This is a genomic window from Achromobacter sp. 18P8.1.1, from assembly GCF_057799415.1.
Genome location: NZ_JBYOKH010000003.1, coordinates 45,571 through 68,134, shown reverse-complemented (window position 1 = coordinate 68,134; position 22,564 = coordinate 45,571). Strand labels below are relative to the sequence as shown.

18 protein-coding genes are annotated in these 22,564 nt (G+C 66.3%); 8 read left to right on the top strand and 10 right to left on the bottom strand.

Translation table 11 applies throughout. The features are described from left to right. Nucleotides 1–7: 7 nt before the first annotated feature. Entirely contained in the window at nucleotides 8–811 is an 804-nt protein-coding gene (locus AC27VE_RS03480; RefSeq protein ID WP_488703042.1) for an SDR family oxidoreductase, read from the top strand. 22 nt (nucleotides 812–833) lie between these two features. Here AC27VE_RS03480 and AC27VE_RS03475 read toward each other — a convergent pair whose 3' ends face one another. Both AC27VE_RS03475 and AC27VE_RS03470 read right to left on the bottom strand, forming a co-directional pair. After that, nucleotides 834–1,763 (bottom strand): LysR family transcriptional regulator, encoded by a 930-nt coding sequence (locus AC27VE_RS03475; RefSeq protein ID WP_424626589.1) that lies wholly within the window; start codon nucleotides 1,761–1,763, stop codon nucleotides 834–836. A gap of 88 nt (nucleotides 1,764–1,851) precedes the next feature. After that, complete coding sequence (locus tag AC27VE_RS03470; protein ID WP_088591346.1) at nucleotides 1,852–3,324, bottom strand: DUF1254 domain-containing protein; 1,473 nt, start codon at nucleotides 3,322–3,324, stop codon at nucleotides 1,852–1,854. Nucleotides 3,325–3,485: 161 nt separating this feature from the next. On the opposite strand from AC27VE_RS03470, the gene AC27VE_RS03465 reads away from it, so the two are divergent. Then, the gene (locus AC27VE_RS03465) at nucleotides 3,486–4,079 is read left to right on the top strand and encodes a hypothetical protein (protein WP_488703041.1); all 594 of its coding nucleotides are present in this window, start codon (nucleotides 3,486–3,488) and stop codon (nucleotides 4,077–4,079) included. A 35-nt stretch (nucleotides 4,080–4,114) separates the two neighbouring features. Here AC27VE_RS03465 and AC27VE_RS03460 read toward each other — a convergent pair whose 3' ends face one another. Then, a complete protein-coding gene (locus AC27VE_RS03460; RefSeq protein WP_088591348.1) occupies nucleotides 4,115–4,681 on the bottom strand; it encodes an ureidoglycolate lyase in 567 nt (188 codons plus the stop codon). Next, the gene (locus AC27VE_RS03455; protein WP_088591349.1) at nucleotides 4,678–4,917 is read right to left on the bottom strand and encodes an Arm DNA-binding domain-containing protein; all 240 of its coding nucleotides are present in this window, start codon (nucleotides 4,915–4,917) and stop codon (nucleotides 4,678–4,680) included. The genes AC27VE_RS03460 and AC27VE_RS03455 overlap by 4 nt, the downstream gene beginning before the upstream one ends. A gap of 152 nt (nucleotides 4,918–5,069) precedes the next feature. Here AC27VE_RS03455 and AC27VE_RS03450 point away from each other — a divergent pair, with 152 nt between their 5' ends. Next, nucleotides 5,070–5,450, top strand: a complete 381-nt coding sequence (locus tag AC27VE_RS03450; protein WP_006222455.1) for a cupin domain-containing protein — start codon at nucleotides 5,070–5,072, stop codon at nucleotides 5,448–5,450. A gap of 2 nt (nucleotides 5,451–5,452) precedes the next feature. Here the strand turns inward: AC27VE_RS03450 and AC27VE_RS03445 are convergent, their stop codons facing one another. After that, nucleotides 5,453–6,697 carry an MFS transporter gene (locus AC27VE_RS03445; protein WP_488703040.1) on the bottom strand — a complete coding sequence of 415 codons (1,245 nt, stop codon included), beginning with the start codon at nucleotides 6,695–6,697 and terminating at the stop codon, nucleotides 5,453–5,455. Nucleotides 6,698–6,782: 85 nt separating this feature from the next. Continuing rightward, entirely contained in the window at nucleotides 6,783–8,189 is a 1,407-nt protein-coding gene (locus tag AC27VE_RS03440; protein WP_488703039.1) for a sensor histidine kinase, read from the bottom strand. A 251-nt stretch (nucleotides 8,190–8,440) separates the two neighbouring features. Here AC27VE_RS03440 and AC27VE_RS03435 point away from each other — a divergent pair, with 251 nt between their 5' ends. Together AC27VE_RS03435 and AC27VE_RS03430 are read left to right on the top strand one after the other, a co-directional pair. Next, nucleotides 8,441–11,551, top strand: a complete 3,111-nt coding sequence (locus AC27VE_RS03435; protein WP_488703038.1) for a WG repeat-containing protein — start codon at nucleotides 8,441–8,443, stop codon at nucleotides 11,549–11,551. Between the two features lie 2 nt (nucleotides 11,552–11,553). After that, nucleotides 11,554–14,442, top strand: a complete 2,889-nt coding sequence (locus tag AC27VE_RS03430) for a WG repeat-containing protein (RefSeq protein ID WP_488703037.1) — start codon at nucleotides 11,554–11,556, stop codon at nucleotides 14,440–14,442. Nucleotides 14,443–14,462: 20 nt separating this feature from the next. Here the strand turns inward: AC27VE_RS03430 and AC27VE_RS03425 are convergent, their stop codons facing one another. Further along, a complete protein-coding gene (locus AC27VE_RS03425) occupies nucleotides 14,463–15,323 on the bottom strand; it encodes an isocitrate lyase/PEP mutase family protein (RefSeq protein WP_006222460.1) in 861 nt (286 codons plus the stop codon). A gap of 104 nt (nucleotides 15,324–15,427) precedes the next feature. On the opposite strand from AC27VE_RS03425, the gene AC27VE_RS03420 reads away from it, so the two are divergent. Continuing rightward, complete coding sequence (locus AC27VE_RS03420) at nucleotides 15,428–16,312, top strand: LysR family transcriptional regulator (RefSeq protein ID WP_488703036.1); 885 nt, start codon at nucleotides 15,428–15,430, stop codon at nucleotides 16,310–16,312. Nucleotides 16,313–16,331: 19 nt separating this feature from the next. On the opposite strand, the gene AC27VE_RS03415 is transcribed toward AC27VE_RS03420, so the two are convergent. From AC27VE_RS03415 to AC27VE_RS03405, 3 genes are all read right to left on the bottom strand, one after another. Further along, on the bottom strand, nucleotides 16,332–17,147 hold the full coding sequence (locus AC27VE_RS03415; RefSeq protein ID WP_488703035.1) for a siderophore-interacting protein: 816 nt from the start codon (nucleotides 17,145–17,147) through the stop codon (nucleotides 16,332–16,334). Nucleotides 17,148–17,173: 26 nt separating this feature from the next. Next, entirely contained in the window at nucleotides 17,174–17,869 is a 696-nt protein-coding gene (locus AC27VE_RS03410; RefSeq protein WP_488703034.1) for a PadR family transcriptional regulator, read from the bottom strand. A gap of 99 nt (nucleotides 17,870–17,968) precedes the next feature. Next, nucleotides 17,969–20,008: a transcriptional regulator gene (locus tag AC27VE_RS03405; protein ID WP_488703033.1), complete on the bottom strand. Its 2,040-nt coding sequence runs from the start codon at nucleotides 20,006–20,008 to the stop codon at nucleotides 17,969–17,971. Nucleotides 20,009–20,145: 137 nt separating this feature from the next. Between AC27VE_RS03405 and AC27VE_RS03400 the strand changes: the two genes are divergently transcribed. Continuing rightward, nucleotides 20,146–20,994, top strand: coding sequence for a class I SAM-dependent methyltransferase (locus AC27VE_RS03400; RefSeq protein ID WP_488703032.1), 849 nt, complete (start codon nucleotides 20,146–20,148; stop codon nucleotides 20,992–20,994). 526 nt (nucleotides 20,995–21,520) lie between these two features. Then, complete coding sequence (locus AC27VE_RS03395; protein ID WP_488703031.1) at nucleotides 21,521–22,549, top strand: DUF1254 domain-containing protein; 1,029 nt, start codon at nucleotides 21,521–21,523, stop codon at nucleotides 22,547–22,549. Nucleotides 22,550–22,564 lie beyond the last annotated feature (15 nt).

Below are 22,564 nucleotides of genomic sequence, written 5' to 3'. Positions count from 1 at the left end.
AAACCACATGAACCAGCAAGACCTTACCGCCCTGCCGGTGGACCTGAGCGGCTGCCGCGTCATCATCACCGCCGGCGCGGCAGGCATCGGCGCGGCCCTGGCCGACGCCTTTGCCGACCGCGGCGCCCGCGTCCACCTGTGCGACGTGGACCAGAACGCGCTTGCGTCCAGCCGCCACGCCAACCGCCATGCCGACGTCAGGCGGCGCGAAGACATCGACCGCTACATGGAGAGCGCCCTGGCGCATCTGGGCGGCCTGGACGTGCTGGTCAACAACGCCGGCATCGCCGGCCCCACGGCGGGCATCACCGACATCCAGCCCGATGACCTGAGCGCGACGCTGGACATCAACCTGGCCTCGCAATTCCACACCGTGCGGCACGCGGTGCCCGCGCTGCGCCAGGCGGGCGGCGGGGCCATCATCAACATCAGTTCGGTGGCCGGCCGCATGGGCATCCCCATGCGCACGCCGTATGCCGCGTCCAAGTGGGGCGTAGTCGGGCTGACGCGGTCGCTGGCGGTGGAACTGGGCGGCTATGGCATCCGGGTGAACGCGCTGCTGCCCGGGCTGGTGGCGGGCCCGCGCATCGACCGCGTGATCGCCGCCCGCGCCCGCAACATGGGCCTGACGGTCGAGGAAGAAACCGAGCTGGAACTGGCCGGCGTCAGCCTGCGCCAGTTCGTGCGTGCCGCCGATATCGCGAACATGGCGCTGTTCCTGGCCAGCCCTTACGGCGCGATGGTCAGCGGCCAGGCCATCAGCATCGACGGCGACCTGCAATCGCTGCCGTGGCAACCGCCGGCCGCCTGATGCGCGGCAAAAGTGCGGCGCGCTAGCCGATCAGCTGGATCGTGTCCGCATAGACGCCGGTGCGGCGCGCCTGGGCGGTAGCATGCAACGCGCCCAGCAGCCGCCCGGTCAGTTCCTGGTTCTGCGCATCCTTACGGGTGATCAGCACGAATTCAAACCACTGCCGCGACGCCAGCGGCAGCGCCACCAGATCGGGGTAGACCAGCGTGATATCGGAGGCCGACAGCGCGTTGACCAGACTGATCCCCTTCATCGCCCGCACGGTGCCCGGCACCAGGGTCATGTGCGCCTGCATGGCGAAATCCAGCTGCGTGGTGTCGCCGGTGTCGCCCTGCGCCACCACGTAGTCGGACCACAGCGGCTTGACGAAGGTGTCCGGCGCGATATCCGCCACGGCCACCACGCGACGCTTGGCCAGCGGATGATCCCGGTGCGCAATCGCCATGACATCGGTACGCAGGAAAGGCGTGAAGTTCAGCCGCGGGCTGTCTTGCCCGACCGCACCCAGGCCGAAGTCTGCCCGCATGGTCTCCACCGCGCTGATTACCTGCACCGACGATTCCACGTCGACCGAGAACGGCCGCTTGCCGTGTTCGTCCAGGTAGCGCTTGACGGCCTCAGGCGCATAGCTCAGCGCCAACGCCGGCGACGACGCGATACGCAAGCCACGGCCACCGAACTGCTCGATGCTGTGCAGGGCTTCGTCGATGCGCACCAGCTCGTCCAGCACGAACTTGGCTTCGGTGTACAGGTACTGCCCCGCCTCGGTGGGCCGCAAGGTCTTGTGCGACCGGTCGAACAGCTGCACGCCCGTGGCGCTTTCCAGGCGCGAGACCGCATGGCTGATCGCCGGCTGCGTCAGGTGCATCACCTGCGCGGCCTGGCGGGTCGACCCGGTCATGACAACCGTATAGAAGATACGCAGATCGTGGATATTGAAGTTGCGCTTCATGCCCGTGACTCCTCCCCATGGGAAAGGCGGCCGGATTTGCGCCCGCCGCCCTCCGGAGCCCGATTCTAGGCTGTGCGCGCCGATGCGCCTATTGCGGCACCCGCTCTATTTCCGGCGACACCCACTTGCCTTCCAGCAGTTCCGGCTTGGGCCAGTAGTACCGCATCGTCACCATGAACGGGCCTTCCGGCGCGGGCAGCCAGTTGGACTCCTTGGCCTTGCCGGGAGATTGCGCCTGGATATAGAGCGTAAGCCCGCCATCGGCGTCCTTCTTCAGGGACGGCAGCATGGGCGAGTTGATCAGGTAGCGGTTGATGGGATTGGGCGCCAGCAACTGTTCGGGCAGCCGATACATGGTCATGGACCAGAACGCGTTGACCGGCGGCAGGCTGCGCGGCGCGAAGCGCAGCGTATAGGCGTACTTGCCGTCCAGTTCCTGGCCGCGGCTGTCTTTTTCCAGGACCGGATACAGCGCCTCTTCGCGGCTGTTGGCCCCGATGCCGACTTGCGTGCCGGTGGCGCGCGTCAGGTAGTCGTTCTTCAGCTTGCTACGGTCGCCGAACAGCGTATCGGTCTTGCCGCCGAGCGCGGCACGGTTCTTGTCGATGTCGTTCTGCGCCGTATGCATGCCTTCCTGCAAGGCGCGGCGCAAGGCGGGATTCAGGGCGTCGGCCTTGTAGGGTTGGCCCGGTTTCAAGCCGATGCTGGCGAAGCGTTCGCGCAGCCATTTCTCGGTGGGATGCGTGGGCGCGAACTGCAGCAGGAAGGCCAGCTGGTTGTAGAACTCCAGCGACGTGCGCATCTCGCCGGGCGGCACTGGCGGGATCCACTCGACGGCCGGCGGCGCGGGTGGGGCCGGGCGCTTGGCGAAGGCCGACAAGGGCTGGATCTTGTAGCGGGCCTGGATGCGCTTGACGTTCTCGAGGTCGGCCGGGTTGAACATCTGGGTGCGGCCCACCATGTTCACCAGTTCGGTTTCCGACTTGATCACCTTGGTGATGCCGGGGGGCACCTTGCCCGTCCAACGGGGGCCGGCGATCAGGAAATTCCCGCCGCCATTGCCCGTGCTGCGGCTGCCGATGTAGGCGAAGTTGTACGTGTACAGGTCCATCAGCTGCAGGACGAAGTACCGGCGCTTTTCCATCGGCGGCACGGAAATCACGACCGGTTCGGCGCGCAGGTCCAGGATGGCGAACGAGTATGGCGTATCGGAGTTGGGCGTGACGAAGGCTGTGTCTTCGGGGGTGAAGACGCGCGCGATATTGTTCACCGTGTTGAACGGCCCCTTGTACTGCGGGTTGTTCTTGTCGATGCTGAACGCGTACATGGTCTGGTAGCTGGCGACCATGGGCGTGCCGTACAGGTAGGCCTCGCGGGCGATGCTGCGCGCCTGCTGCCCGGTGACGCCGTGGATGCCGACCGATTGCGACCCCGTGGCCTCGTCCGGCGATGTGAAGCTGCAGCCGGCCAAGCCGCCTGCCAGCAGCGTCGCCATGAACCACCGGGCGGGCACGCCGCGAAGGGCGGTGGAAAATCCAGTGCTACTCTGGCGGTCGCGCATGGTTGGCTCCAACACGTTGGGGATGTTGGCAACGCCCTGGTGGCGGCAGCGTCGCGGGCTAAGCAGAAATTCCGGGACAGATTCTGGCATATTTCCCGGCGATGAAGAAGAACCGGTACCCCACAACTAGGACCGGTTCGCACAGGAACAACATTTCAGGCATGGATACGCAGAATAGCAATACGGGTGGCGACGGCGAATCAGGCGCAAACCTGCGAGCATCGTCGTACTACGTGCTGCAAGCCACGCACTGCTGCGCCCAGTGTGGCGAATCCACACCCGTGTTCGCGCTGGCGGTGCCGCCCGATCACGAAAGCACGGAAGCCGACATCGAGCTGGACGAAGACGGCGACAGCACCGGGCTGGACCCCATGGCATTCCACGAATGGCTGTTCGGCCCGGAGCAATGGCAGCGCATCGAAGGGCCCGCGCTGTTGTCGCAAGTTGGCATCCTGTCGGCGCCGGTCGTGCGAACCTTGCAGGCGCTGGCGCCCACCGTCCGCCAAAACCCGGACCGCAACGGCCAGTGGAGCAATTTCTGCGAACACTGCGGCAGCCCTGTTTGGGAAGGGACGCTGTACCCGACGCCTGGCCAGCCCTTCTGCCCCAAGGACGACGCCGCGGCCGCGCAAGTCACGGTGCATGCGGTGGATGAACCGCTGTCGGCGTTTACCGCCATGTGCTGGACGGATGGCTACCGCAACAAATGGCCCCTGTTCAAGCGCCTGGGCGTGGTGTGTAGCGAAGCGGAATGATCGCTGCGGCCTCTACCCAGGGCCTGTGAAGCGGGTTATTGCGTAGCCGCTTCCAGCGCCACCTCGGTCAGGTCTTCCAGGCGTTGCAAAGGGATCTCCACGATAGCGCTTTCCGTTGCTCGCGCGTCGGTGGTCAGATGCTGGATCAGGTCCACCGTGGTGGATCGCCGCGTCAACATCAGGCAGGTCACTTCCCCATCGACGACGCGGGTCGCGTGCCAGCAACCCGGCCGCATGCAGATGCCTTGGCCTTGCGGCACGCGAAAAGCCGCCAGCGTCGCCAGGTCCGGGCTGCCGTCGGCGGCGCTTTTGGCGACCACCTGGATGATCTGGCCAGTCAGCGGCACGATGGCCTGCTGCGTCAATAGATGCTTTTCCAGGCTCGCGATTTCCACGGATGGGCTGCGGTAGTTGACCCACAGCAATTCGGCGTCGCCGCCCGCCCCCGTGTTGAACACGTGTTCCTGCCAGAAATCCGTGGCCGGGTTGGAGAACAGCGGCACGCCATTGCCGTCCGGCATGGGCTTGCCCAGCATCCAGCCGTAAGCCGAGAAAGCCTGCGGCGTCAGATCATTGACTATCAGCTGCGTGTTGCTTGTCATGCGGACCCTTGTGGTGGCTTCGGAGGCGTGCTGCGCTTGGGGAATTCGGCGTCGTAGTCGAAATCGCCGCGCGCGATGGCCTCCAGGATGGCCGCCCGGCGATCGGCGGCCCGTTTCAGGTTGGCGGCCGTGGGCTTGACCCGGATGCGTTCAACGCAGTGCCTGCCGTCATAGAAGAAGCCGATCTCGATGGACGATTCGGACGCGGGCCTGACCCCATCGAACCCCTGGCTCATCGCCTTTCCCGTTGTGGTTGCTGATGGGCGACATGATATCGCTTCAAGATGACGCGCTGAAACCGGCGCGAAAGCCCGGGCCAAATCCGGGCCGCCTCGTTACTATGGCCCCAAACCCGCAACACAAGCCCCCCCACATAAGGATGCGCACCATGGCTACCGATCTGTCGTCGCATTACGTCTTGCTGGACGCCACCGGCACCGCTTCCACCGTCAACGGCGGGGACGCGTTCTGGTCCCAGTCCCCCGATGAGCTGGACCGTTTCGGCCGCGGCTGGCTGGTGTCCGAATACGCCTTCTCCAAGGATTGGCCGCAGTGGGAGATGCACCCCGAAGCCGACGAGATCGTGCGCCTGATGTCAGGCGCGGCCGAGCTGCACCTGGAATGGCCGACGGGCATCCAGACGGTGAAGATGCTGGACGGCGACGCGTACGTGATCCCGAAAGGCGTGTGGCACACCGTCAAGGTGATCGAGCCCTGTCGCATGTTGCACATCACCATGGGCGCGGGCACGCAGCACCGCGCCCTGTAGCCTCAGCCGGGCGCGGTGACGGGACACGCCCGCGTGAGCTCGCGGTCGTCTATCGGCCAGTGCAGCAGGGCCGACAGGACGCCCAGCGCCATCGCCCCCATCCAGATCAGGTCATAGGACCGGGTGGCTTCGAACACGATGCCGCCCAACCACACGCCCAGGAACGAACCCAGCTGATGGCCGAAGAACACGAAGCCGAACAGCGTGGTCAGGTAGCGCACGCCGAAGACCTGCGCAATCAACCCGTTGGTCAGCGGCACGGTGCCCAGCCACACGAAGCCCATGACGGCCGCGAACGCGTAGACGGTCCAGGTCGATAGCGGCAGCAACAGGAACAGCGCGATGGCGGCGGTGCGCACCAGATAGATGCCGGCCAGCAGGTACTTGCGGCGGTGCCGCGCGCCCAGGATGCCGCAGACATACGTACCCGCGACGTTGGTCAGCGCAATGATTGCCAACGCCCCCACGGCGTCGGCCGCGCGCAGGCCCTTGTCCATCAGGTAGGCAGGCAGGTGCGTGCCGATGAACGCCAGTTGGAAACCGCAAGCCAGAAAACCCAGGTTCAACAACCAGAACCCGGGCTGCGCGAAGGCTTCGCGGATGGATGCCCGCAGCGACAGGCCTGCATCCGGCGCCGCCGGATCGTGCGCGGCACGGGCCGGTTCGCGCAAGGGCCGGGCCAACGGCAGCACAATCGCCAGCAGCAATGCGAACACCAGCAAGGCGTTCACCCAGCCCCAGCCTGCGATCAGCCACTGCGCCGCCGGCACCATGGTGAACTGGCCCAGCCCGCCCACGGCGCCCGCCACGCCCAGCGCCCAGCCGCGGCGTTCGGGCGGCACCAGGCGGCTCAGCGCGCCGTAGATGACCGCAAACGCGGTGCCGGACAGCGCAATGCCGATGCACACGCCCGCCGTCAGCAGGAAGGCCGCCGGCGTCGCGGCGTAGGCCATGCCGGCCAGACCCAGCGCGTAGAACGCGAGTCCTACGACGATGACCTTGGCCGACCCGTAGCGGTCGGCCACCATGCCGGTGAAGGGTTGCGCGATGCCCCAGGTCAGGTTCTGGATGGCCATCGCCATGGCGAAGGTTTCGCGGCTCCAGCCCCGGTCCATCGATACCGGCAAGAGAAACAGGCCCTGCACGTGGCGTACGCCCAGGGCCATGCCCATGACGATGCCGCCTGCAAGCACCAGCAACCACAGCCGCGAGGCATCCGGGGACGATGGGGCAAGCGGGGACGGCATGGCGGTTCTCCTGTCGGGCGCGACGCCTTGCGATCAAGGGCGCCTGGCGTCCATTACAGAAGAGCCGGGCCCGGTCATCAACTGATTATTTTTTGTCCGCTGCATGCTCGGCAGGAATGTGACCGGACCGCGCGGACGCAGGCGCGCGGACCGAAAACACCGATCCCTTGCCCGGTGTGGACCGCAATTGGATGTCAAAACCCAGCAGCCCCGTCAGCCGCCGCACGATCGCCAGCCCCAACCCCAATCCCAGGCCCTGCCCCGCGGGCGCGTTGCCCACGCGCGTGAACTCATTGAAGACGGCCTCTTGCGCGTCCGGCGCGATCCCCACGCCGGTGTCCCACACCTGAATCAGCGCGCCGCCGGCCTGCGGGCGGGCGCACAGCAGCACGCCGCCTCGGGGCGTGTACGACAGCGCGTTGCTCAGCAGGTTATGCAGGATGCGGCGCAACAGGGTGGGATCGGTCTCCAGCACCAACTGCGTGGGCAGGACAGACAGGCGCAACCCTTGCGCTTGCGCCTGCGGCTCGAAGTCCTGCCGGATCTCGTCGAACAGCGCGTCCAGGCTGACGGGGCGGCGCTCGATGCGCAGCAGGTGCGCGTCCATGCGGGACACGTCCAGCAAGCCGTCCAACAGACGGTTCAAGCTGGCCAGGACGGTTTGCTGGCGCTGCGCAACGTGCAACACGTCTTTCGGGCTGGCGTCGCCCTGCTGGGCGCGGCTGGCCAGGATGTCGGTGAACAGGCTCAATGCATGGACCGGTTGACGCAGGTCGTGCCCGGCGGCCGCCAGGAAGCGCGTCTTGGCCTGGTCGGCGGCAGCCACGCGGTCGCGTTCGCGCTGCAGGTCGCCGATCAGGCCCAGGTTTTCGAACCGCAGCGACACCGTGGTCTTCAGGCTGCGGTAGGTGATGGCGCTGAAATACATGTTCACGCCCAGCAGGCAGAACGCGAAAGCGGCGTAGACCAGATGCAGCGCGTCGCCCTGGATCAGGCAGGCCACGGTGAACGGCGCCAGCATGCCCAGCGCAGATCCCACGTAGGCTGGCGGGTAGGCCGACAGCGATGGCACCGCGCCACTGCACATGCCGGCCAGCATCACGCACCCGAACGCCAGCATCATGTCGTCGTGCGAGAGCACCGCGGCCAGTCCGGCTAGCCCCCAGAACAGGCCCGACAGCCATGACAGCACGCAGAACGCCGACACCCAGCGCGGCACGTCCGCGGAGGCGACCTGGCGCCGCAGGAACCGGCGGTTCACGACCACCCGCAAGGCGGTGAGCAGGTACAACGCGGCGGCCCACGCGGCCAACAGCCAGAGCGGCACGCTGGCGCGCATCACATAGGCGACGGGGATCACGATGGCAAAGTTGGCGAACAGCACGCCGTAGGATTGGCGGTATAGCAACCGGGCCAGTTCGGCGCGATGCGAGGCATCGTGTCCGGGGGTGGACGGCAGGGCGGATGGGGATAGCGCGGCTGGGGCGGTCATGCGCCTGATGGGTCCCTGAAATGACGCATCATTTTGACACAAGTAGGCCCTACTTCCCGCTGGTCATGCTCTGGGGCGGCACGTCTAGCCCGCCGTATTAACGTTTTCTTTTCTATCGTTACATTTGTCGCTTCATTGACTGCTACTGCTGGTTACAGTGCTGCCTTCGCATCATTTTGACAGGCACCTGACATGTGGCACGTCCGGCTTGGCGTATTCCTACCCGCGGCTTCGACCCGCGCCCTCGCAGAATGAGGGCCGCGTTCAAGCCCCTGACGCTGGCCCTGGCGTTTGCCTTGCCCGGCATCCCCGGCACGGCGCAGGCCGACTCCTGGATTGACCGGTGCACCACCACCTACTACGGCCAGGGGTCCGACACCTATTGCCACCAGGCCTTCAGCGAAGGTTTCGCGGCCGTGCTGATCGGAAATCGCGCCGACGACAGCGGCACCTGGGGCTACATCGACAAACAAGGCCGCATGGCCATCGCCCCCGCCTACTCTGACGCCAAGCCATTCCAGAACGGCCTGGCCGCAGTCAGCCAGGGCGATCGTTGGGGCTATATCGACACCAAGGGCCAGTGGGTCATCAAGCCGCGCTTCGGCATGGCCTCGGGTTTTAACGCCGAAGGCACCGCCTTGGCCGAAGAGGACGATCGCGATGTGCTGATCGACCGTCAGGGCAAGGTCGTCAAGGCCTTCGAACTGGGCACGCGCACCTGGGGTTTCCAGCCGGGTCAGAAGCTGGCGTCGATGGAAGTGCCCACGCCGCCGCGCCTGTTCAATATCGCCACGGGCAAGGCCGCGACCTTGCCGCCCGGGGTGATGACGCTTGGCGCCCCGACGGATGGCTATCTGCCCGCCCAGTTGCGCGAAACCCGCTACAACGGCTGGTGGGGCCTGCTGGACGACAACGGCCGTTGGGCGGTGCCGCCGGACGTCCTGCGTTCGCAGGAAGCGCCGATGCGCGACGGCGACGTGCTGGCCGTGCGCCGCGACAATCGATGGGAATTTGTCGATGCGCGCGGCAACTCGCTGTCGACGGCGCGGTACGAACGCGTGCAGTGGGTGGCGTCCGGGCTGTGGCTGGTCAAGCCCGAAAACGGCAAAGCGGCCTTGCTGGACGGCAAGTTCAAGACCCTGCACACCTTCTCGCAGCCCTATGTGGGTCTGCAGGAACGGGATGGCTGGCGCTATCTGCCCGATACGACCTTGACGCTGCTGATCAGCCCGGGCGGGAAGATTGAGAAATTGGCGTTGCGCGATGGCCGCGTCGAGATCAATCAGGGGCGCGCCTGGGTCTACGGCGCCTCGGCCGCGCCGGCGGCAACGCCCGAGGGCGATGCCGCGCAGTCCGATACCCATGCGACGGGCCTGTCGGACGCCGTGAAAGAAGCCGCCCCGGAAGAAGCCGAGGCCGCCGACGCCGCGACCGTTGCCGAAGCAGCCGACGCCGCCGGCAATGCCCCCACCGCGGAGCCGGTCGCCGATGCCGCCGCGACCGTCATGACGGACGTCGCGACGCCGGCTCCTGATGCCACCGCCGCCGCAGAATCCGCCTCCGTGGCAGACGTGGCCTCTGTGGCCGCCGCCGACGCGACCGTGTCGCCACTCTTGGTCGAAGACGACGATCAGACGACGTCCATGGCGCCCGCAGGCCCTGAAGTCCTGGTCCAGGTCTACGGCCCGGACGGCAAGCCGCTGCTTGATGCCGCCACGACCGCGCAATTGGCCGAGTTGCAGATCAGCGCCTTCTCGCCCGGCAAGTCGGCGTTGCGCGGGCAGGCGGCAACGGGCATGCCGTTGGCGTTGCTGCGCACCGGGGACTACCAGCAACCGCCGTCCATCCTGACGGCCGACGGCAAAATCGTCTCGAATCCGGAATGGGATGCCATCGAAAGCTACAACGTGACGATGCCGCTAATCGTGCGGACCACCGGCGGCAAATTCGGCGCCATCGACGGCAAGGGAAATTGGGCCGTGCGGCCCCAGTTCAGCGGTATCCGCAACTTCAGCGGCCCCTACACGTGGGCCCGCAAGCCGGGGATGCAGCGCGACGATGCCATCTTGATCGATGCGCGCGGCAAGACCGTGCCGATCCCCGAAGCCGTCGCGGCCGACTCCGGCCGGCTGGACGGCGAACTGCTGTTCTACCGCGCGCCTGATGAAAACCGCGCGCGCCGCTGGGGCCTCTGGAACATCCGCCTGGGCGCGCCGGCGCTGAAACCGGATTACGAACAGATCGAGGAATTCGAAGACGATTGGGCCCGCGTCCAGGCTGACGGCCGCTGGGGCATCGTCAACCGCGAAGGCCAATGGATCGTGCGTCCCACGCACGAAAGCGCCTACAGGATGGATTACCTGGGCAACGGCATCACGCTGGTGGACGACCCCGAGGCCAAGGCCAGCGCCAACCGTTACTCGGACAGCCCATACCGAATGGTCAACCTGCGCACGGGCAAGGCCAGCGACACCATCTACGGCAAACCCGCCAAGATCAAGGACGGACGCTATATCGGCGAAGTGGCCGACGGCAGCGCCGTGCTGTTCGACGCGCAAGGCCACGCCACCCGCCTGTCGGACGGCAAGCCCGAGAGCAAAGAGCAATACGGCGACTGGATCATCGTGCGCCATGACGAACGGGAGGGCGCGATCGATGCCCGCGGCAACATGGCGATTCCCGCCTTGTATGGCGAATTCAATCCGTTCTTCGTGCAGCCCGAAGGCCTGGCGCGCGTCAACCTGGCAACGGGCTACCGCGTGATCGACCAAAGCGGCAAGACGGTGCTGGAAAAGCGCGGCGACGGCATCCCGTTGGCATCGATGCAACGCCTGCTGTTCTCGGACGATTCGGAATCCAGCGCCATCATGACCGACCTGCAGGGCCGCGAAATCACGCGCTTTGCGGGCCGTTATTCCGTGGAGTACAGCCGCGCCAACGAAGGCGTGGTGCCCTACAGCGACGGCGGCGGCAAGCAGGGCTTCGTGAACGCGGACGGCAAGCGCGTCGTGGGCACGCATTTCAGCGAACTGGGCCCGATGAAAGACGGCCTGGCGCGCGCACGGCGGCTGGAACGCACCGGCAAGCTGTACGGCTATATCGACCTTACCGGGCGCTATGCGATCCCGCCCGCGTTCACGTGGGCCGGTGATTTCCAGGACGGGCGCGCCATGGTCCGCCGCGACGGGCTGGTGGAATTCATCGATACGCGCGGCAAGGCGGCCGCCACGTTCGGCGTGCTGTGCGACAAGGTGGTGATCTTCGACGCGGAGGAAAAGCAGACCTGGCCCCCCGAAGCGCTGACCTGCCTTGAAGCCACGGACCCGCCGCCCCCCGCCCTCGACAACGCCAAAGCAGAATAACCATGACGTCACGCGTGATCCGCACCACCCGACTCGCCTGCGCCATTGCCGCGCTGGGCGCCTCCCTGTCCGCGCATGCGCAGACCGGCCACATGTATTGCCTGGACGAAGACAGCTACCGCTCCGACGCCTACGCCGACGACATCGCCGGCGTCAGTCCCTACGCCAACGGCTGCATCCGCGCCCTGTCTGACGGGCGCGCCGCCGTACTGCTGCCCTCGGCCCTGGAGAACATCAACCGCGTTCCCATGGACCAGTCGCTGCGTCGTCATGCCTGGGGCTTTCTGGACCAGAACGGCCGACTGGCCATTCGCCCGCTCTTTGAAGATGTGCGCGATTTCCGCCACGGCCTGGCCGCCGTGCAGTGGAAAGGCAAATGGGGGTTTATCGATACGCGAGGCCGCATGGCGGTGCCGCCGCGGTATGACAGCGTCCAGGACTACGCCGAGATCGGCCTGGCGGTCGCCACGCTGGACGGACGCCAGCAACTGATCGACCGCCAGGGCGAACCCGTGGGCGAGCCGCTGGACGCCGGCATCCAGGACCTGTTCCTGGCCGACGGCGTGCCGGCGCGGGCCGCCGTGCAGTACAAACAGGAATTCCGCGGCATCAACGGCGAACGCCGCTTCGCCAAGCCCGGCGTCACCATCACGCAAGCCTACGGCCAGGGGCTGTACATCGCGATCAACGACGAACGCCGTTACGGCGTGGTGGACGGCGATTGGAACTGGGTAGTCGAACCCACCTACGAAGACATCCTGACGCAACGCGACGGCAGACCCGCCGTGGCCTTCGGCCGCGATGGCGCCGTGCTGATCGGCGCCGACGGCAAGGTAAGCGGACTGGACCAGGGCTACGGCAGCATGCAGCCTGTGGGCCGTGCGTTCTGGAGCGCCGAACTGGACCGCCGCAAAGGCTATGCCGTGCTGGACGCGACGGGCACGCTAGTCACGACCATGAAGCCCGACGAAGCGCAAGCCTCCCAGCGCTTCCAAGACACCATCGTCTACCCCTCCGGCGAGACGCTCATGGCCCTGGTTCCGGGTCAGCCCGCCCCCATCAAGCTGGGCCCCGCGTTGTCACCCGCCAGGGACGAAGACGGCTTCGTGCTGTTCTCCGATCAAACCGGCACGCCCGCCGGCCTCTTGACGCCCAAGGGCGTCTGGCTCAATGGCGCCACGGCGCCCGCCTGGCTGCGCGAGGCCGGGTCGATGGAAGTGCGCGAGGGCAGGCTGTGGGTCAAGAAGCGAGAAGGCAGATTGCTCAATGTGGTGGATGCCGACGGCCACGTACTGCTCAATCCCGAGGCGGTTGAAGCGGCGCAGTACGGGGAACTGAGGGCCGTGCCGTTGAACATGCCGGGCGGGCCGCTGGCCATGCTGGGCCAGTCACATTGCCAATGCGGCCCGTCGGGCGCCGGCCTGTTGCTGGCCGACGGCACGCTGGTAAGCGACCCATCGTGGACGGACCTGATTGCACTGGACGACGCCGACGACCGCGAGAGCGACCCCGAACCCGAGGCCGGCGACGATGTCCTGAAACCTGATCAGTTGCGCTTTGCCGCCGAGACCGACCGCGGCCTGCAGCTGCTGGACGCCCAAGGCCGGCCGATGAGCCTGCCGGTGCAGCAGCATATCGGCAATTTCCGCCACGGCTATGCACTGGTTTACGCCGATGGCGTCAACCGGATGATCGACCGCGACGGCAAGACCTACGACCTGCCCGACGTTTTCCAGACGGAAATCGTGGCACCGGGCGTGGTCCGATACCTGAAGACCGCCGGCGCCGATGCCCTGTGGGGCCTGTACGACTTTGTGGCCAAGAAGGAACTGGCCGCGCCCGCCTTCCGCAAGATCGGCCATTTCCAGAACGGCCAGGCGGTGGCGTCACTGGGCGCGGATCGCGTGGGCGTGATCGACCAGCAGGGGCAATGGGTCTTGCCGGCAAGCCATTACGGCATCGCGCGCGTCAATGACAAGCTGTGGCGGGTGATGCAGGCCGGCGGGCAGGGTGAAGACTACGAACGCCCCGCCGCCGTCTTCAATGCCCAGGGCCGCGCGCTGACGTCGTTCCAACGCCTTCTGCAGGTATCCGCCGAGGAGGGAGGCTCCATTACCGCCGCGGGCGAAAACCACCGCTGGATCGTAGCGGCCGACGGCTCCGGCGTGCAGGACCTGCAAGACGCCACCTATTCCCGCATTGGCGACTGGCTGGAGATCCGCCGGGCCGTGCGCTATGGCTATCTGGATGCCCAGGGCGCGTGGCAGATCGGCCCCATGGCGGCGGTCGGCTCGGTCTTCCAAGGCTCGCCCGGCCGCGCGCTGGCCGCGGACGACGCAAGCACGCGTCTGATCGACACTACGGGCAAGACCGTCGCCACCCTGCCCGCCGGCGACTGGCGCTGGCCGCAGGGCTCGGCCTTGCTGCTTCGCCACTATGTTGCCAACGGCAAGGCCATGACGGATTACGTGGGCCTGGACGGCAAGGCGCGCATCAAGGTGGAAGGCACGGGATCCGCCTATTCGGAAGGCCGCGCGGTGACGCAACTGTCCACCAGCGCAGTGCGTGCCGTCGACGGCAAGGGCGCGTTGAACGGCCCCGCGTTCGACGCGCTGGGCGCCTTGCATGACGGCCTGGCGCCCGCCCGCACGGAGCGCAACTTCGGCTACGTGGACGGCGCGGGCAAGTTCGTCATCCCGACCGACTACAACGCAGTCACGCCGTTTGCGGACCAGCGTGCGGTGGTCTCCACGATGGAGCTGTCGAAGATCATCGACACCGCCGGCAACGCGCTGGCGCGCGTCGAAATGGTGTGCGGCATGCGCACGCTGTACGGTAGCGCCGGCCAGCGCCTGTGGCCGCTGTCCTTGCCGGCGCGCTGCCGCCGCTAAGCCGTCTTGCCGCTGGACGCCTATTGCGCGTCCAGCGCCAGGTAGCGCTGGGTCTGCACGATGGCTTCGCGTTCCTTGAAGCTCGTCAGGCGATCGGCCAGCGCGCTGCTGTCGCCGGTCTGCTTGATGGCGGCCAGCGTGGCCTGCATGGCATGGATGGCGGCGCGCTGCAGGTCCGACGGAATGATGGCCAGGCGATAGCCCATCGCGGCCAGGTCGGGCAGCGGCACCAGCGGCGTCTTGCCGCCATAGAACATGTTGATGAGCTTCAGGCCCGGCAGGCGCTCGGCGATGGCGCGGATCTGCTCCAGCGTTTCGGGCGCTTCCACGAACACCATGTCCGCGCCCGCTTTCACGTAGCGTTCGGCACGCGCAATCGCCGCATCAAACCCTTCCACCGCAATCGCATCCGTGCGCGCGATGACCAGTGCGTCGGCGTCCGACAGCGTCTGGCGCGCGATGTGCACCTTGCGGCACATCTCGTCCGTGTCCACCAGGCTCTTGTCGTCCAGATGGCCGCAGCGCTTGGGAAAAGACTGGTCTTCGATATGGAAGGCGGCGACACCCGCGCGCTCCATGATGCGCACGGTGCGTTCCACGTTGGCCGATCCGCCGAAACCGGTGTCCGCGTCCGCCACCACCGGCAGGCCGCTGGCGTCGACGATCTTCTCGACCCGGTCCATCACTTCGGTGAAGCTCAAGAGGCCGATATCCGGATAGCCTGCCGCACGCGCGATGGCGCCGCCGCTGGCGTAGACGGCGTTGAAACCCGCGGCGGCCACCAGCCGGGCCGACATGCCGTCATAGGCGCCTGGCGCCACGACGATGTCGCGGGCCAGGTGCTGGCGCAACAGGGTGCTGGGTTTGACGGGAGCATTCATGGCGGTTCCTTGATGAAGATGCGTCGATGTATGCATCATCGGCTGGCCGCAATAGAATGTCCAATATATGGAAAATTGATAATCAGTATTTTTAAGGTATCAATATGGAACTGCGCCATTTGCGCTATTTCGTCGTGACCGCCGAGGCGCAGCATTTCACGCGTGCGGCCGAACTGCTGGGCATGGCGCAGCCCCCGCTCAGCCAGCAGATCCGCCAGCTGGAGCAAGAGGTCGGCACGCCGCTGTTTGACCGCACGGGCCGCGGCGTCGCGCTGAACGACGCCGGCCGCGCATTCCTGGTGTGCGCGCAAGACATCCTGCAACGCGCGCAGGCCGCCGTGCAGACGGCGCAACGCGCCGCGCGTGGCGAGGTCGGGGAACTGACCTTGGGTTTCACCGAATCCGCGTCATTCAACGGTGTCGTGACGGAGCTGATCCGCCAATACCGGCAACAGTATCCCGATGTGGAAATGACGCTGTCGCAAGGCGATAGCGAGACGCTGGTGGCGCAGCTGCGCGAAGGCGCGATCGACGCCGCCTTCGTGCGCCCGCCCTTTGCGCTGGACGGCGGGTTGACGTTCACGCAGTTGGTGGAAGAACCGCTGGTGGTGGCCCTGCCGCTGGGCCATGCGCTGGCGCGAAAGAAGCGGCTGGCGCCCGCGGACCTGACGCAGGAACGCTTCATCCTGTATTCGCGCAAGTCGGGGTACGGGCTCAGCGCGGACATCATGGCGGCGTGCCGGCAGCACGGCCTGAATCCGTTGATCGGCCAACGCGCGCCGCAACTGTCGTCGGCGGTGAACCTGGTGGCGGCAGGCATGGGCGTGGCGGTGGTGCCGGCGTCATTGCGCCACCTGCGCCCCGACGGCGTGGTCTACCGCCCTTTCGCGCTTGACTGGCCGCGCGCGGTGTTGGGGCTGGCGGTGCGTCAGGACAGGCCGGGCGGCAAGGTGGAAAACCTGCTTCGGCTGGCTGGCGGCCGGGCCTAGAACCGGCGCCCCGCGGCGCTTAGTCTTCGTGAGACTCGTGCACGGCCACGGCGCCGCGCTTCCAATAGCTGGCTGCGCGGATGCGGGCCTTGTCGGTGCCGTGCTGCGACACCATGATTTCACGCACGGCCTTGGCCACGGCGGATTCGGCCGCCACCCACACATAGCCTTCGCCGGGCGGCAAGGTCAGTTCCCGCGCCGCTTCCAGCAACAAGGTGCTGTAGCCCGGCGCCGTGCCATCGCGATGCAGCCGGCGCACGGACGTCTGCGCAGCCGAGGGCAGCGGGATCTGGTTGGCGGCGGACGGCACCTCGATCAGGACGAACGCCTGCGCGGCGGCGGGCAGTTCCTCAAGGCGGCGGGCAATGGCCGGCAGCGCGGTTTCGTCGCCGATCAGCACATGCCAATCAAACCCCGTGGGCACCACGAAAGAACCGCGCGGGCCGCCGATGCCCAGCGTCTGGCCGGGCGCGGCCTGCTCGGCCCAGGTGGACGCAGGGCCATCGCCGTGCAGCACGAATTCAATGACAAGCTCACGGCGTGCCGCATCGAAACTGCGGGGGGTGTAGTCGCGCGCGGCGGGCTTGGGCGCGCCTTCAGGGAACTTGACGCCATCCGGGCCGACGGTGGGCAATGCCAGCGGCTGCGTCGGGTCGGCGGAAAAAAAGAGCTTCACATGGTCGTCAAACGACGCGGACACGAAGTCCGCGAGGTCGTCGCCGGTGAAGGTGATGCGGGCCAGCAGGCCGGCAACGCGCTCGATGCGCGCAACGGTCAGCACGCGCATCTTCAGGTTGTGGCGCACGCGCTCCACGTTCAAATCGCTACGGGTCATTAAAACTCCAGTGTCAGGGGAACGGATCAAGCACAGGGCTTGCCGTTGATCTCGTCGGTGGCACGCGCCAGGATGCCGGCAATGCGCCGTTGCTCGGCGGGCGACGCATCGGTGCGGTCCAGCAGCGCCTGCCGGATGGCCTGGCGCGCCTCGACGAACTCCGGCAGCCAGCCGGTACGCACGTCTTCGCCTTCGGGGCCCAGGCTGCGGGGCTCGCCGCTCCAGGCCTGGCGCATCCAGTCCATCTTGCGGGCGATGTGCTTGAAGCGGTTGAACATCAGGGTCAGGCGGCTGCGGTTCGCGTCCAGATGCACCTTGCCCGGCTCCGCCAGGTGGTAGCGCTTCTTGGTGCCCTCTTGTTCCACCGTGGCGTAGCCCAGCTCTTCCAGATAGGTCAACGCGGGGTAGACCATGCCCGGGCTGGGGGTATAGAAGCCGTTGCTGAGCGTGCCCAGCGCCTTGATGAGTTCATAGCCGTGGCTCGGACTTTGCTCAAGCAGGCCCAGCAGCATCAGCTGCAGGTCGTCGGCCGACACGCGGCGTCCCCGCGTGAACCCGCGCCCGTCGCCGCCGAAACCGTCAGCGTCGCCCCGGCCGTCGGGCGGACCCGAGAACCAGTCGCCGCTAGAGGCGGCATGGCGCGGGTGATGGGGATGGTGGGCGTGATGCCCATGGTGGCCGTGGTGGCCGTGATGCTCTTGGTGGAAATGGGAATGGCGCATGATTTCGCTCTTACGATGTATCTTTAGATATATATCTTACGATACACCCGCAAAAAACCAGACGTCAAGCACGGCGTTCCACCCGCCCCGCATCGGGCGTCATCCCAACCCGATCCGTCTGGCGCCCTCTCTGAACAAGGCCTGCACCTCGGGCGTCAGGCGGAACGCAGCCAAGAAGTCATCCACGCGGTAGGCGGGATGCGACTTGCGGATCAAAGGCAGGAAGCCCAGCGCTTCATCCACCCGGTCAGCGATGGCCAGGCAATGGGCGGCGATCGCCAGGATGTGCACGTGAGCATTGGGACGCATCGCGGCCTTGAGCGCCCAGTCGGCAGCCTCCTCGATCCGTCCCAACCGGACCAGCGCCAGCGCGCGGACGGCCAGCATGCCGAACATCAGGGGGTCGAAGGGACTCAGATGGCGCGAATGGTCCGCCGAACCAATGGCCGCCAGGGCGTCCCCCGATTGGCAATGGACAAACCCCAACGAGTAATGCCCCAGGGCGAAATTGGGGCTCAGATCGACGGCGCGCTGCAATTCCGCCAGCGACGGGTCCTGACTGCCGCGCAGCCATAACGCCCGGCCCATGGCCCAATGTGCCGCGGGGTCGCGGTCGTCGGCGATCAGGCCCTGGCCTGCGGTCTTGAACGCCAGGTCCATCGCGGGCTGCGGCTCACCCCAACGCTGGAACGCGTCCTGCCAGTGGGTAAACGACAGCCCCGCGTAGGCCCGGGAATACGTGGGGTCCAGCCGCACCGCCATCTGGAAAAAATGCCGCGCCAGCGCGTTGTCCGCCTGGTTGAACCGATACATGTGCCACAGGCCGCGGTGATGGGCCGACCACGCGTCCAACGAATTCGGCGGCGTGAGAATGGCCCGGTTGCGTTCGGCGGATTCGACTTCGATTTCGATCGACGCGACGATCCGGTTGCCGATCTCGTCCAGTGCGACGAATGCGTCGTCCAGCGCATGGTCGAAGGTCTCTGCCCACACGATGCGCGCCGTCCGCGATTCAACGAGCGTCACGTCCACGATGATCCGCTTGGCGTGCCGGCGCAGCGAGCCGCTCACCACGAAGTCCACATTCAGCGTCCGACCAGCCTCTTCCGGCCCCACGCTGCGCTGGTCCAGGGCGAATACCGTCCCCTGCGCGATGACGAACAGGCTGCGCAGCTTGGCCAACCGGGTGATGATGTCGTAGGCCAACCCGTCCCCCAACCCGCCCCGCACGCCGCTGCGCGCCGCGGCGTTCGTAAATGGCATGACCGCGATCGAGGCCCGTCCGGTTCTTTCCCTGCCCCCGTCGGACGAGTCGGCAATCGGCGCCTTCGCGGCGTCAGCCGCCGGTTCCGGCGGGCCGCCGGGCGATAGCCGAAGCTGACGCCAGGCATCGCGCAGGGGCCGCCAATCCAGCCCCTCGTCCTCGAAGGCGCGTATCGCGGCAGCCAGGTGTTCTTCTCCCTCGCGAAGCCGCCCCCGGTCGCTTAGCGACTGCAGCATCAACGCGTGTGCGCGCCGGTCGTACGGGGCCAACCGCAACCAATTGTCCAGGCAGCCGTAGCGCTCGTCGGACTCGGTTGGCAGGCACGCGGCCAGGTGCTCCAGCACTACCGCCTGGCAGGCTCTCAATCGCCGCCGTTGCGCCACCATCCAGCTGTCAAAGACCGGGCACGCCCTGAGCTGCAGGCCATCCAGGAACTCGCCCGCGAATAGCGCCGCCAGCCGGCGCAGCCTATCCACGCCCACGCTGCTGATGCCCTGCCGCGTCGCCTGCTCGATATCCAGGACGTCGACAAGGCAGTCGTGCAAATCGAGCGTCACCGTCTCTGGCGTTGCCTGAATTCGTCGGCGGTCGGGCTCGTCAAGCAAGCTTCTTGCCTTGCTGAGACACCAGCGCAGTTCGGCGCGGGGATCGTTCGGAACGTCCCAAAGCAGCTCGCACAGATGCGTGCGCGTCACGGCATGCGGGGCAAGCGCAAGATAGGCGATCAACGCGCGGAGCTTGCGCGAGGGTGGCAACGCCAAGGCGGCGTCCCCCCGCAAGATCGCCATCGACCCAAGCATGTGGATACGAATGGCGGCGGCATCCTGGGGAAAATCCGGATGCCTTGCCGCCGCAGATTCCACGCCGGCTACCACGGTCCGCTCCACGCACGGGAACTACGGTTGACTCCGGATCGCACGACACGCACCTGCCTTTGCGCACTTGTCTGCGATGCCGCTCGGCGCCGGCGATGTCCGCCGACGCTTCCCCCCCGTACTAATGGAGACAGACCATGTCCATATCCGCCACCGCCGTTGCGCAACCTCAAGCCGCCGCGCAGCCCGATCTGGCCGCCCTGAAGACCCGCCAGCAAGCCACCTGGTCTTCCGGAGACTATGCCGTCGTCGGCACCACGCTGCAGATCGTCGGCGAGCAGCTGTGCGAATCCCTCGACGTCCGCGCCGGACAGAAAGTGCTTGATGTCGCAGCCGGCAACGGCAATGCCTCGCTGGCCGCGGCCCGCCGCTGGTGCGAGGTGGTCGCCACCGACTACGTGCCCGCGCTGCTGGGACGCGCCCGTGAACGCGCCGCGGCCGAACGACTGAAGATCGAATTCCAGGAAGCCGATGCCGAGGCCCTGCCCTTTGCACCCGCCAGCTTCGACGCCGTCGTTTCCACCTTCGGCGTAATGTTCACGGCCGATCACAACAAGGCCGCCGCCGAACTGGTCCGCGTCTGCCGCCCCGGTGGCAAGATCGGCATGGCCAACTGGACGCCCGAGGGCTTCATCGGCCAAATCTTCAAGACCATCGGCAAGCACCTGCCCCCGCCGGCCGGCGTCAAATCGCCCGCGCTGTGGGGCACCCGGGCGCGCATCGACGAGATGTTCGGAAGCCACGCCTCCGCCATCCAGGCCGAACCCCGCCACTTCGTGTTCCGCTATCGTTCGCCCGAACATTGGCTGCAGGTCTTCAAGACCTATTACGGGCCGCTTCTTAAAGCGTTTGCTGCGTTGGAACCTGCGGCGCAAGCCGCCCTGGAAAGCGATCTGATAGCGCAAATAGACCGGTTCAATCGCTCTGGCGACGCCGGGATGGTGGTGCCCAGTGAATACCTTGAGATCGTGATCACGCGGCAATAACCGGGCAGCGATCCCCGCCCCCTTACCGCCGGGGTCATTCGGGCAGGCAGCAAGCAGTAGATGGTCCATGGCGCGACGCCTTTACGCCCTTCCGCGCGCGGAGCGGGACGAACGACGCGAAGCAGTGACATGCAAAGCTGGCACGCGGGCTGCGGCCCGGGCCAGGCCGGGACTGATCCTCTGCCTGAAATCATACGCCTGACGGCGGCGGCTGGCACAAGCCTGCTGCCGTCAGGCGCCGCGTTCGAATCCCCCTGCCGTGATCCGGCGCAATGTCTCATTATTCAGGCCGATTTGTCTCGCCTCGCCCGGTAATGCGGCTTCTGCCATGAGGCCCAGTGTAAATTCGCCAACGATTTCACTCGAGGCGACTCGGGCGGCTCGAGCGTTCGCAGGTTGCCGCGCCGGGCCATCTCCTGAAGGCAAAGATCGTAGGTGCATCCCGGAATGCGTAGCGGCTTCGGAAAGGGCGGAGCCTACGTGAAGCCGGGGTATGAAGTCACCTTCAATCGATCAAGAGGCCTACATGTCATTTTCATCCGTGTCCCGCATCGTCGCCCTGACGCTCGCAACGTTTGGCACTGCGCATGCGCAATCCCCCGATGCGACGACACCGGTTGGCGTCGACAACTTTGTCCGTGCCGAGTCCGATCTCTACATGGGAAAAATGGTGGCGGATGGAGGTGTCGGACGCTTTATCCACAGCCGCGCACCGGTTGCCATCGACGCACAGAACGTCATCCGCATGAATCGCGACACGCTCTACTCCGAAGCCGTGTTCGATCTGGATGCAGGCCCCGTCACGATCACGCTACCCGAAGCCGGTGCACGATTCATGTCGATGCAGATCGTCGATGAAGACCATTACGTACCCGCCGTTTTCTACGGTGCCGGCGCCCATACCCTGAGCAAGGCGGACATCGGCACGCGCTATGTCTTTGTCGCGATCCGCACGCTGGTCGACCCCGCAGACAAGAAGGATCTTGAGCAGGTGCACGCCCTGCAGGATGCCATCAAGGTCAGCCAGGCCAAGGCGGGAGAATTCGTCGTGCCTAAGTGGGATCAGGCCAGCCAGAAAAAGATACGCGACGCCCTGCTGGTGCTGGGCGAGACGGTCCCCAACTACAACCAGGCCTTTGGCCCGAAGGGCACGGTCGACCCCATCCAGCACTTGATTGGCACCGCCACGGGTTGGGGCGGAAATCCCGCCAAGGACGCCATCTACCTTACCGGCGTGGCGCCCAAGAACGATGGAAAAACCGTTTATCGGTTGAACGTAAAGGAAGTCCCGGTGAAGAGCTTCTGGTCGGTCAGCGTGTACAACGCGGACGGCTACTTCCAGAAGAACCCGTACGACGCCTATTCGTTGAACAACCTCACCGCGCAAAAAAAGGCTGACGGATCGATCGACATCCAGTTCGGCGGATGCGACGGGAAGATCGCCAATTGCCTGCCCACCACGCCGGGTTGGAACTATACGGTCAGGCTGTATCAGCCCAGCGATGAAATCCTGAACGGCAAGTGGCACTTTCCGGACCCCAAGCCGCAGCCCTAACCCTCAGTTCGGTCG

Excerpts from the sequence above, each read along its gene's own strand:
- AC27VE_RS03440 (WP_488703039.1), bottom strand. The coding sequence starts at position 8,189 with ATGACCGCCCCAGCCGCGCTATCCCCATCCGCCCTGCCGTCCACCCCC.
- AC27VE_RS03470 (WP_088591346.1), bottom strand. The coding sequence starts at position 3,324 with ATGCGCGACCGCCAGAGTAGCACTGGATTTTCCACCGCCCTTCGCGGC.
- AC27VE_RS03480 (WP_488703042.1), top strand. The coding sequence starts at position 8 with ATGAACCAGCAAGACCTTACCGCCCTGCCGGTGGACCTGAGCGGCTGC.
- AC27VE_RS03395 (WP_488703031.1), top strand. The coding sequence starts at position 21,521 with ATGTCATTTTCATCCGTGTCCCGCATCGTCGCCCTGACGCTCGCAACG.
- AC27VE_RS03410 (WP_488703034.1), bottom strand. The coding sequence starts at position 17,869 with ATGCGCCATTCCCATTTCCACCAAGAGCATCACGGCCACCACGGCCAC.
- AC27VE_RS03400 (WP_488703032.1), top strand. The coding sequence starts at position 20,146 with ATGTCCATATCCGCCACCGCCGTTGCGCAACCTCAAGCCGCCGCGCAG.
- AC27VE_RS03445 (WP_488703040.1), bottom strand. The coding sequence starts at position 6,697 with ATGCCGTCCCCGCTTGCCCCATCGTCCCCGGATGCCTCGCGGCTGTGG.
- AC27VE_RS03425 (WP_006222460.1), bottom strand. The coding sequence starts at position 15,323 with ATGAATGCTCCCGTCAAACCCAGCACCCTGTTGCGCCAGCACCTGGCC.
- AC27VE_RS03465 (WP_488703041.1), top strand. The coding sequence starts at position 3,486 with ATGGATACGCAGAATAGCAATACGGGTGGCGACGGCGAATCAGGCGCA.
- AC27VE_RS03415 (WP_488703035.1), bottom strand. The coding sequence starts at position 17,147 with ATGACCCGTAGCGATTTGAACGTGGAGCGCGTGCGCCACAACCTGAAG.
- AC27VE_RS03420 (WP_488703036.1), top strand. The coding sequence starts at position 15,428 with ATGGAACTGCGCCATTTGCGCTATTTCGTCGTGACCGCCGAGGCGCAG.
- AC27VE_RS03460 (WP_088591348.1), bottom strand. The coding sequence starts at position 4,681 with ATGACAAGCAACACGCAGCTGATAGTCAATGATCTGACGCCGCAGGCT.
- AC27VE_RS03435 (WP_488703038.1), top strand. The coding sequence starts at position 8,441 with ATGAGGGCCGCGTTCAAGCCCCTGACGCTGGCCCTGGCGTTTGCCTTG.
- AC27VE_RS03455 (WP_088591349.1), bottom strand. The coding sequence starts at position 4,917 with ATGAGCCAGGGGTTCGATGGGGTCAGGCCCGCGTCCGAATCGTCCATC.
- AC27VE_RS03430 (WP_488703037.1), top strand. The coding sequence starts at position 11,554 with ATGACGTCACGCGTGATCCGCACCACCCGACTCGCCTGCGCCATTGCC.
- AC27VE_RS03475 (WP_424626589.1), bottom strand. The coding sequence starts at position 1,763 with ATGAAGCGCAACTTCAATATCCACGATCTGCGTATCTTCTATACGGTT.
- AC27VE_RS03450 (WP_006222455.1), top strand. The coding sequence starts at position 5,070 with ATGGCTACCGATCTGTCGTCGCATTACGTCTTGCTGGACGCCACCGGC.